This is a genomic window from Micrococcus sp. TCR-5 (assembly GCF_052220525.1).
GTDB classification, from domain to species: Bacteria; Actinomycetota; Actinomycetes; order Actinomycetales; family Micrococcaceae; genus Micrococcus; species Micrococcus luteus.
In genome coordinates, this window is the sequence record NZ_JBQPDO010000013.1 from 79092 (window position 1) to 89014 (window position 9923).

Consider the following 9923-nt stretch of genomic DNA (forward strand, 5'->3'; position numbering starts at 1 on the left):
GGCCCCGGGCGCCCCTCGCGGGCGCGCCGGGGAGCGGGTCAGCGCCGGACGGCGTCGTCCTCCGCCGCGCCCACGGCGTGGGACCCGGAGCGGCCCGCGGCGACGGCGGCGCCGTCGTCGCCCTCGGGGGCGTGCCCGGCGCGCCACACGCTCTGGTGGGCGTGGGGGCCGGCGGCCGCGCCGCGATGGCGCAGCAGGATCCCGACGATGAACGCGAGGGCGATGACGAACACCAGCAGGGACGTCCACACGTTGAGCCGCTGGGTGACGCCGAAGAGCGTGACCATCTCGGCGTCGTCGATGCGCAGCATCTCGATCCACGTGCGGCCCACGGTGTACCAGGCGACGTAGGACCACAGCATGAGGCCGTGGCGCAGGTGCAGCGCGCGGTCCACGAGGAGCAGCAGCGCGACCCCGGCCAGGTTCCACAGGCACTCGTAGAGGAACGTGGGGTGGAACAGCGTGTCCGGGGCGTAGCCGGCCGGGAAGTTCGGGCTGGCCGGGTCGACCTCGAGCCCCCAGGGCAGGGTCGTCGGGCCGCCGAAGAGCTCCTGGTTGAACCAGTTGCCCCACCGGCCGATGGCCTGGGCCAGCAGGATGCCCGGCGCGACGACGTCGCCGAAGGCCGTCAGCCGCAGCCCGTAGCGGCGGCACGCGATCCACGCGCCCACGGCGCCGAGGGCGATCGCGCCCCAGATGCCCAGTCCACCGTTCCACACGTACAGGATCTGGATCGGGTCGCCCGTGCCGTCGAAGCCGGGCCCGAAGTACCGGTCCGGTGAGGAGAACACGTGGTAGAGCCGACCGCCCACGAAGCCGAACGGGATGGCCCACAGGGCGATGTCGAGCACACGGTCCTCGGGGCCGCCGCGGGCGCGCCACCGACGCTCGGCGAGCCACAGCGCCAGGACGATGCCCAGGATGATGCTCAGCGCGTACGCGTGGATCTTCACCGGGCCGATCTCGAAGCCGTCCCAGGTGGGGGCGGGGAACGCGGCCAGGGGTGCGAGGGCGGCGGGGGACGCCAGGGAGGCCAGGGCGGTCATGCTCAGCCCTCCCGGACGGCGCCGGCGGCCAGCTCGCGGGCGAGGGCGCCGACGGCCTGCGGCCCGCCGTCCGTCAGCGCGCGCACCAGGGCCGTGCCGACGATCGCGCCGTCGGCGTAGGCGCCGATCTCGCGGACGTGCGCGGCCTGGGAGACGCCGAGGCCGACGCACACGTGCTCCGCCCCGGCATCCTGGGCCCGGCGGACCACGGTCTCGGCGACGGTGGACACCGCGTCGCGGGTGCCGGTGACGCCCATGACCGACACCGCGTACACGAAGCCGCGGGAGGAGTCGACGGTGAGGCGCACCCGCTCGTCCGTGGACGAGGGCGCGGTGAGGAACACGCGGTCCAGGCCGTGACGGTCCGAGGCCTCCATCCAGGCGCCGGCCTCCTCGGGCACGAGGTCAGGGGTGACGAGACCGGCGCCCCCGGCCTCGGCGAGGCGGCGCGCGAACTCGTCGACGCCCATGCGGTCCACGAGGTTCCAGTACGTCATCACCAGCACCGCGGCGTCAGTGCGCTGGGTCACCCGTCGGATGATGTCGAAGACGTCGGCCACGTGGAAACCCGCCTGCAGGGCGGCCTGGGTCGCGGCCTGGATCACGGGGCCGTCCATCACGGGGTCCGTGTAGGGCAGGCCCAGCTCGATGACATCGGCGCCGTTGTCCGCGGCGGCGACGACGGCCTCGACGCACTCGTCCACGGACGGGTAGCCGGCCGGCAGGAAGGCGACGAGGCCGGTGCGGCCGGCCACCTTCGCGGCATCCAGGGCCGCGGCGGTCTTGGAGTGCACGGTCATGCCGGTCACTGCTCCTCTCCGGGGGTCATCTCCTCGAGCGGGTCCTTCTCCTCCGTGGCCGTGCCGAGGCCGAACCAGGCCGCCGCGGTGGCGACGTCCTTGTCCCCGCGGCCGGAGAGGTTCACGATGATGATCCGCTCCTGACCCTCCGGGGCGTCCGGCCCCACGAGGCCCTCGTCCGCCCAGCGGCGGGCCAGGCGCAGCGCGCCGGCCAGGGCGTGGGCCGACTCGATGGCGGGCGTGATGCCCTCGGTGCGCGTGAGCCGGAGGAAGGCGTCCATGCACTCGGTGTCCGAGACCGGCTCGTAGACGGCGCGGCCCGTGTCGTGCAGGAAGGCGTGCTCCGGGCCGACGGCCGGGTAGTCCAGGCCCGCGGAGATCGAGTGGGAGTCGATCGTCTGCCCGTCCTCGTCCTGCATCAGGTACGTGCGGGCGCCGTGCAGCACGCCGGTGCGTCCGAGCGTGATGGACGCGGCGTGGCGGCCGGTCTCGAGGCCCTCGCCGCCGGCCTCGAAGCCGTAGAGCTCCACCCCAGGGTCGTCGAGGAAGCCGTGGAACAGGCCCATCGCGTTGGACCCGCCGCCCACGCACGCCGCGACGGCATCCGGCAGGCGGCCGGCCTGCGCCAGGATCTGCTCGCGGGCCTCTTCGCCGATCACGGAGTGGAAGTAGCGCACCATGGCGGGGAACGGGTGCGGGCCCGTGACCGTGCCCATCAGGTAATGCGTGGTGTCCACGGAGGCGACCCAGTCCCGCAGGGCCTCGTTGATCGCGTCCTTCAGGGTGCGGGCGCCGATCGCCACGGGCACCACCTCGGCGCCGAGCATCTGCATGCGCGCCACGTTCAGGGCCTGGCGGCGGGTGTCCTCCTCCCCCATGTACACGGTGCACTCCATGCCGAACAGCGCGGCCGCCGTCGCCGTGGCCACGCCGTGCTGGCCGGCGCCGGTCTCCGCGATCAGGCGCGTCTTGCCCATGCGGCGGGCGAGCAGCGCCTGGCCGATCACGTTGTTGATCTTGTGCGAGCCGGTGTGGTTGAGGTCCTCGCGCTTGAGGAAGATGCGCACGCCGGGGGTGTCCGCGGCGAACCGCGGCACCTCGCTCAGCAGGGAGGGCCGGTTCACGTAGTCCCGGAACAGGGTCCGCAGCTCGGCCTCGAAGGCGGGGTCCTGCCGCGCCTCCTCGTAGGTGCGGGTGAGCTCCTGCAGCGCGGCCATGAGGGACTCGGGCATCCACTGCCCCCCGTAGTCGCCGAAGTAGGGCCCGGCCTGACCCTGATACGGCCCCTCGAACTCGATCGCGGGCTCGGTGCTCGGACGGTCGGCGCTCATGGCGACCACGCTCCTCGGGTCTGGTTCGGTCAGCGGACGGTGAGGGACGCGGCGCGGAACGCGCGCAGCGCCTCCTCGGGGGCGCCGTGGCGCACGAGGGCCTCGCCCACGAGCACGACGTCGGCGCCCGCGGCGGCGTAGGCCTTGATCTGCTCCTCGGACTCGACGCCCGACTCGGCGACCCGGACGACGTCCTCGGGCAGCCCGTCGGCCAGCGCGGCGTAGCGGGCCGGGTCGACGTCGAGGGTCTTGAGGTTGCGCACATTGACGCCGAGGATGCGGGCGCCGGCGGCGACGCCGCGCTCGATCTCCTCGGGCGTGTGGGCCTCCACGAGGGCGTGCATGCCCAGGGACTCGGTGAGCTGCAGGAAGCCGGCCAGCTCGGCGTCGTCGAGGGCGGCCACGATCAGCAGGACCAGGTCGGCCCCGTGGGCGCGGGCCTCGTGGATCTGGTACTCGGTGACGGTGAAGTCCTTGCGCAGGACCGGCAGATCGACGGCGGCACGCACGGCGTCCAGGTCGGCCAGGCTGCCGCCGAAGCGGCGGGCCTCGGTGAGCACGGAGACGGCACTGGCGCCGCCGCGCTCGTACGCGCGGGCCAGGGTGGCCGGCTCGGGGATCTCGGCGAGCGCCCCCTTGGAGGGGCTCGCCCGCTTCACCTCGGAGATCACCCGGATCCCCGCGGGGTCGGTGCGTCCGCCGTGCAGGGCCGCGTGGGCGTCGCGCGGCGCAGGGGTGGCGGCCACCAGCTCGGACAGGCGCGCCTCGGGCAGGGCACGGCGGCGAGGCTCGAGGTCCTCACGGACGCCGTCGATGATCTCCTGGAGGACGGACACGCGGATCAGTGACCGTGCTGGCCGCGACCCGCGCCGGCCTTGCCGGCGACGATGCCCACGACGACGCCCACGGCCATCAGGGCCAGGCCGATCCACACGACGACGCTCCAGTCGGCGAGCAGGCCGACGCAGCCGGCCACGAAGCCGACGAGCACGAGCGCCACCATGGCCCACGCGCCGGGCGAGTTGCCGTGGCCCGGCAGCTCGAGGTGGGTCGGGTCGTTGAGCACCAGGCCGTCCTCGGTGACGACGACGTCCTCGACGGCGCCGCGGCGGGCGGCGCGACGGGTGGTGGGCTCGGTGTGCGCGGTGTTCGCGGTGTGGCTCATGGCTGTCCCTCACTGGTGCGTGGTGTACATGACGACTGTCCCTCATTGTGCCATGCGGGCACGGGACCGGGCCCGCGTGACCCGGGACGACCCGGGCGGTGCGGGGCGGTCCGAGAGACGGGCGCTCACGTGGGGTCGTTGCCGCGGGACAGCTCGTCCCACGCGTCCATCTGGTCCACGCGCCGGCGCTGGGCCGCCTCGCGGGCGGACTGCGCGGGCTGCTCCCCGGCGGCGGCCGGGCCGGGCTCGGAGGCCGCAGGCGCCTTCTCGTAGCGCCGGGACGAACGCCAGCCACGGCCCGCCAGTGCCGCCACGACGCCGCACAGCGCCGCGAGCACGCCGCCGGCCGCCGCGACCCACGGCCACGCCGTCACGGCGTAGTCCTGCGCGAGCGCAGTGGTCCCGGTCGCGTCGGCGACCGCGGCGGCCGCCGTCGTCGCCGGATCCAGGGCGGCGGTGACCGAGGTCGAGGCGATCACGACCCCAGCCAGCGCCATGAGCACGCCGACGATCACGGCGCCGAGGCGCCGGGCGGTGGTCAGGGCGAGGGCACCGGCCATCACGACCAGGGCCATGGCGGTGGCGACGGGCGCGGCGGCGCCGCCCGACGTCGTCGCCTCGGAGGCGATCCCGCCGGACAGGCCCGTGGCGGTCACCCAGGTGCGGCCCGCCGTGAGCAGCACGAGCGCGCCGGCGGCCAGCGCGGCGAGGACCACGGTGCGGCGGCGCATCACGCCTGCCCCAGCTCGCCCGCGGTCAGCACGGACCGCAGCGGCGCCGTCGCCTTGGTGACGGTCTCGGCGGTCTCGGCGTCGGGATCGGAGTCGGCGACGATGCCGGCGCCGGCCTGCACATGTGCCTGGCCGCGGTGCAGCGTGGCCGAGCGGATGTTGATCGCCATGTCCATGTTGCCCGCCAGGTCGAAGTAGCCGACGACGCCGCCGTAGGGCCCGCGCTCGGTCGGCTCCCACTCGTCCAGCAGCTGCAGGGCGCGGGGCTTCGGGGCGCCGGACAGCGTGCCGGCGGGGAAGGCGGCGCGGAGGACGTCGAGCGCGTCGACGTCGTCGCGCATGCGGCCCTCCACATGCGAGACCAGGTGGAGGATGTGGCTGAACGCCTCGAGCTCCATGAACTGGGTGACCTCGACGGTGCCGGGGCGGCACACGCGCGAGAGGTCGTTGCGGGAGAGGTCCACGAGCATGAGGTGCTCGGCCCGCTCCTTCTCGTCCTCCACCAGGTCCTTGCCGAGGAGGCGGTCGTCCTCCTCGGTGGCCCCGCGCCGCCGTGAGCCGGCGATCGGATGGGTGACCACACGGCGGTCCCGCACGGTGACGAGCGCCTCGGGCGAGGAGCCCACGATCTCGTACGGCTCCCCGTCCGGGGTCTCGAAGGAGAAGAGGTACATGTAGGGGCTCGGGTTCACCATGCGCAGGACGCGGTACACGTCCAGACCGGTGGCGTCCGTGGTGACCGAGAGGCGGCGGGAGACGACGGCCTGGAACACGTCGCCGTCGCGGATCGCCCGCTGGGCCTTCGCGACGGCCTCGCGGAAGCCTTCGGCACCCCACCGGTCCTCGGCCTGGGCGGCGACCTCGTCCGCGTCCGCCTCGAGCCAGCGGCGCGGGACGTCGCTGACCGGGTCCGCGGCCGGGGCGGCCAGGCGCTCCACCATGGCGTCCAGGCGGGCGAGCGCGTCGTCGTAGGCGCGGTCCGCGCCGGTGGCCAGGCCGTTGCCGTTCACCGCGTTGGCGATCAGCGTCACGGTGCCGTCGAGGGCATCGTGCACGGCCAGGTCGGTGACGAGGTTCATCGCGAGGTCGGGCAGGCCGAGGTGGTCCTCGGGCGGGTGCGGCAGGCGCTCCCACGCGCGGACCGTGTTCCACCCCAGGAAGCCGGCCATGCCGGAGACGAGGTGCGGCAGAACGCCTCCGATCTCGGCGCGCACGTCCGTGCGCAGCAGGCGCAGGCACGCCGCGAGCACGTCCAGGGCTCGGCCCTGCGTGGGCAGCCCCTCGGGCGGGGTGCCCTGCCACTGCGCCTCGCCGTCTCGCGAGGTCAGGGTGACGGCGGAGCCGGCCCCGATGAAGCTGTACCGGGACCAGGCCGCGCCCGGGGTGGCGGACTCCATCAGGAAGGTGCCGGGGCGGGAGCCGGCCAGGCGCCGATGGATCGCCAGCGGCGTGAGGCCGTCCGCCAGCACCGTGCGGACCACGGGGATCACGCGGGCGGTGTCCGCCAGACGCAGGAACTCCGCACGGGAGGGAGTGGTGGCGGCGGTCATCGGGCGGCCTCCTCGGGGTCGACGGCGGCCGGCGGCATGACGAGCTCGCGGCCGGTGAAGCAGGTGCGGGTGCCCGTGTGACAGGCGGGGCCGGTCTGGTCCACGGTGAGCAGCAGGGTGTCGCCGTCGCAGTCCGCGTGGACCGCGCGCACCCGCTGCAGGTGGCCCGAGGTCTCCCCCTTGCGCCACAGCTCGCCGCGCGAGCGGGACCAGTAGGTGGCCCAGCCGGTCTCGAGCGTCGCGCGCAGGGACTCCGCGTTCATCCACGCCATCATGAGCACCTCGCCGGTGCCCTCCTGCTGGGCGATGGCGGGCACCAGGCCCCGGTCGTCGAAGGTCACGGTGGCCACGAGGTCGTCGGGCGGGGAGATGCTCATGGAGGTCCAGTCTAGGGAGCCGGAGCGGGGCGTGGCCGCCGGGGTCAGCGGACGGTGTGCCCCGCCTGCCGCAGGGCGTCCTTGACGCGGGCGAGCATGTCGTCCGGGCCGAAGTGGAACAGGGAGGCGGCGAGCACCGCGTCCGCACCGGCCGCGACGGCGGGCGGGAAGTGCTCGGGCTCGCCGGCGCCGCCGGAGGCGATCAGCGGCACGCGCGTCACGGCGCGCACGTCCCGGATCATCTCCAGGTCGAAGCCCTCGCGGGTGCCGTCCGCGTCGATCGAGTTGAGCAGGATCTCCCCCACGCCGCGCTCGGAGGCCTCACGGCACCAGGCGACGGCGTCGATGCCGGTGCCGCGGCGTCCGCCGTGGGTGGTGACCTCATAGCCGGAGGCGCAGCCCGGGTCCTCCGTGCGCCGGGCGTCGAGGGAGAGCACGAGGACCTGGGACCCGAAGCGGCGGGTGATCTCCGTGATCAGCTCGGGCCGGGCCACGGCGGCGGTGTTGACGGAGACCTTGTCCGCCCCCGTGCGCAGCAGCCGGTCCACGTCCTCGACGGTGCGTACGCCGCCGCCCACGGTCAGCGGGATGAAGACCTCCTCGGCCGTGCGGGTCACGACGTCGTAGGTCGTGGCGCGGTCCGAGGTGGAGGCGGTGACGTCGAGGAACGTGATCTCGTCGGCGCCGGCGGCGTTGTAGCGGCGGGCGAGCTCGACCGGGTCGCCCGCGTCGCGCAGGTTCTCGAAGTTCACGCCCTTGACCACACGCCCGGCGTCCACGTCCAGGCAGGGGATGACACGCACGGCGAGGCTCACGTCGGCTCCTTCGTCTCGGGGGGCTCGGGCGGGACGGCGCGGGCCGTCAGAGGCGGATCGCGTGGATCGCGGAGATCAGGATGCCGCGGGCGCCCAGGGCGTACAGCTCGTCCATGACGCGGTTGGCGTCCGGCTTGCGGACCATGGAGCGCACGGCGACCATCGTCTCGTCCCGCAGCGGGGAGACCGTCGGTGACTCCAGCCCCGGGGTGACCGCGGTGGCCGCCTCCAGCAGGTCACGACGGATGTCGTAGTCGATCATGACCCACCGGCGGGCCACGAGCACGCCCTTGAGGCGGCGCAGCAACACGTCGAGGCCCTCGGGGCGCTCCCCCGCGCGGCCGATCAGCACGGCCTCCGAGTCGAGGATGGGCTCGCCGAAGACCTCCATGCTGGCGGCGCGCAGGGTGCTGCCGGTCTCCACGACGTCGGCGATCGCGTCCGCCACGCCGAGCTTGACGGAGGACTCCACGGCGCCGTCGAGGTGCACCACCGTGGCGTCCAGGCCGGTGCGGGCCAGGTAGTCGGAGAGCAGGCCGTCGTAGCTCGTGGCGATGCGCTTGCCGGCGAGCTGCTCGGCGGAGGTGAAGGAGCCGACGGGGGCGGCGAGACGGAACACGGAGCGGCCGAAGCCGAGCGCCATGATCTCCTCGGCGGTGTCCCCCACCTGCGCGTCGCAGAACAGGTCGCGGCCGGTCAGGCCGACGTCGAGGGTGCCCTGGCCGACGTACACGGCGATGTCCCGGGGACGCAGGTAGAAGAACTCGACGTTGTTCTCGGGGTCCACGAGGACGAGCTCGCGGGAGTCCCGGCGTTGCCGGTAGCCGGCCTCGGTCAGGATCTCACGGGCGGACTCGGACAGGGCGCCCTTGTTGGGCACGGCGATGCGCAGCACGCGTCGGTCTCCTCGGGGTGCGGTGGGGCGGGCGGGGAACGGGGCCGGCGGCCTCAGAGGTGGCGGTAGACGTCCTCGAGGCTGATGCCGCGGGCGATCATCATGGTCTGCACGTGGTACAGCAGCTGCGAGATCTCCTCGGCGGCGGCCTCATCCGACTCGTACTCGGCGGCCATCCAGACCTCGGCCGCCTCCTCGACGACCTTCTTGCCGATCGCATGGACGCCGGCGTCGATCTGGGCCACGGTGCCGGAGCCCTCGGGGCGCTCCTGCACCTTGCGCGTCAGTTCCGCGTACAGCTCGTCGAAGGTCTTCACGGGACCACCCTAGCTGTTGTGGGTCATGAGGTTCTTGCCACGGGGTACGGGCTGAGATGAGACGAGCGGGCCCCTGCCGCAGGATGGAAGTTCCTACACCACCCACCTGCCCGAAAAGACCCACTCATGACTCACGCTAACGCACCCCTGACCCCCACCGGCCGTCTCAGGATGGTCCACCGCCACCTGCACGACGGGATCCCGCAGGCACACGTGGCCGCCGAGTTCCGCGTCAGTCGGCCCACGGTGGCCACCTGGGTCGCCCGCTACCGCGCCGAAGGCGAGGCAGGACTGCAAGACCGGTCGAGCCGGCCCCATCGCTCACCTGCCCGGCTCGACCCCGCGATCGTGGCCGAGCTGGAGGCCCTGCGCCGGGCCGAGAAGTGGTCCGCCCGGCGCATCCATCACCACCTCGTCTCCGAAGGCCACCAGCTGTGCTTGCGCACCGTGGGGAGGTGGATGCACCGGCTGGGCATCTCCCGGTTGCGAGACCTCGCGCCCACGGGTGAGGACCTGCGCCAACGACCACAGAAGATCACCGCCCGCGGCCCGGGGCACATGGTGCACCTGGACGTGAAGAAAATCGGACGCATCCCCGAGGGGGGAGGCTGGCGTGCTCACGGACGGGACTCCGAGAACGCGCGAGCAGCCAAACGCGGGCCTGGCCGACGGGTCGGCTACACCTACCTGCACTCGGCGATCGACGGGTACACCCGCCTGGCCTACACCGAGGCGTTGGAGGACGAGCGGGCGGCCACGACCGTGAGCTTCTACTGCCGGGCGCGGGCGTTCTTCGCCGCCCACGGCATCACCGTGGACCGGGTGATCACGGACAACGGGAACAACTATCGGGCTGCGGACTTCACCGCCAAGGTGGTCTCGCTCGGGGGCCGGCA

The 9923-nt window shown here is 73.7% G+C and carries 12 protein-coding genes; 1 reads left to right on the forward strand and 11 read right to left on the reverse strand.

What is annotated here, in order from left to right; genetic code table 11:
• Nucleotides 1-38: 38 nt before the first annotated feature.
• The 11 genes from lgt to ACTSKS_RS08655 form a co-directional block, all read right to left on the reverse strand.
• Nucleotides 39-1046 carry a prolipoprotein diacylglyceryl transferase gene (lgt, locus tag ACTSKS_RS08605; protein ID WP_020624215.1) on the reverse strand — a complete coding sequence of 336 codons (1008 nt, stop codon included), beginning with the start codon at nucleotides 1044-1046 and terminating at the stop codon, nucleotides 39-41.
• 2 nt (nucleotides 1047-1048) lie between these two features.
• Nucleotides 1049-1855 carry a tryptophan synthase subunit alpha gene (gene trpA / locus ACTSKS_RS08610; protein ID WP_020624216.1) on the reverse strand — a complete coding sequence of 269 codons (807 nt, stop codon included), beginning with the start codon at nucleotides 1853-1855 and terminating at the stop codon, nucleotides 1049-1051.
• Nucleotides 1852-3177, reverse strand: a complete 1326-nt coding sequence (trpB, locus tag ACTSKS_RS08615; protein ID WP_060973957.1) for a tryptophan synthase subunit beta — start codon at nucleotides 3175-3177, stop codon at nucleotides 1852-1854. The genes trpA and trpB overlap by 4 nt, the downstream gene beginning before the upstream one ends.
• A gap of 29 nt (nucleotides 3178-3206) precedes the next feature.
• Entirely contained in the window at nucleotides 3207-4013 is an 807-nt protein-coding gene (gene trpC, locus ACTSKS_RS08620) for an indole-3-glycerol phosphate synthase TrpC (protein ID WP_063189271.1), read from the reverse strand.
• A 5-nt stretch (nucleotides 4014-4018) separates the two neighbouring features.
• Nucleotides 4019-4342: an HGxxPAAW family protein gene (locus ACTSKS_RS08625; RefSeq protein ID WP_010078761.1), complete on the reverse strand. Its 324-nt coding sequence runs from the start codon at nucleotides 4340-4342 to the stop codon at nucleotides 4019-4021.
• A gap of 125 nt (nucleotides 4343-4467) precedes the next feature.
• On the reverse strand, nucleotides 4468-5073 hold the full coding sequence (locus ACTSKS_RS08630; protein ID WP_036338648.1) for a Trp biosynthesis-associated membrane protein: 606 nt from the start codon (nucleotides 5071-5073) through the stop codon (nucleotides 4468-4470).
• Nucleotides 5073-6623 carry a chorismate-binding protein gene (locus tag ACTSKS_RS08635; protein WP_063189273.1) on the reverse strand — a complete coding sequence of 517 codons (1551 nt, stop codon included), beginning with the start codon at nucleotides 6621-6623 and terminating at the stop codon, nucleotides 5073-5075. Before ACTSKS_RS08635 ends, ACTSKS_RS08630 begins: the two co-directional genes overlap by 1 nt.
• Entirely contained in the window at nucleotides 6620-7000 is a 381-nt protein-coding gene (gene hisI / locus ACTSKS_RS08640) for a phosphoribosyl-AMP cyclohydrolase (protein WP_095346679.1), read from the reverse strand. The genes ACTSKS_RS08635 and hisI overlap by 4 nt, the downstream gene beginning before the upstream one ends.
• A 44-nt stretch (nucleotides 7001-7044) precedes the next feature.
• Nucleotides 7045-7815 carry an imidazole glycerol phosphate synthase subunit HisF gene (hisF, locus tag ACTSKS_RS08645; RefSeq protein WP_010078765.1) on the reverse strand — a complete coding sequence of 257 codons (771 nt, stop codon included), beginning with the start codon at nucleotides 7813-7815 and terminating at the stop codon, nucleotides 7045-7047.
• 46 nt (nucleotides 7816-7861) lie between these two features.
• Nucleotides 7862-8710 carry an ATP phosphoribosyltransferase gene (gene hisG, locus ACTSKS_RS08650; protein WP_020627974.1) on the reverse strand — a complete coding sequence of 283 codons (849 nt, stop codon included), beginning with the start codon at nucleotides 8708-8710 and terminating at the stop codon, nucleotides 7862-7864.
• Between the two features lie 53 nt (nucleotides 8711-8763).
• Nucleotides 8764-9027: a phosphoribosyl-ATP diphosphatase gene (locus ACTSKS_RS08655; protein ID WP_010078767.1), complete on the reverse strand. Its 264-nt coding sequence runs from the start codon at nucleotides 9025-9027 to the stop codon at nucleotides 8764-8766.
• A 126-nt stretch (nucleotides 9028-9153) separates the two neighbouring features.
• Here ACTSKS_RS08655 and ACTSKS_RS08660 point away from each other — a divergent pair.
• Nucleotides 9154-9923 (forward strand): helix-turn-helix domain-containing protein (locus ACTSKS_RS08660; protein WP_442927463.1); only part of this gene is annotated, 770 nt, incomplete at its 3' end.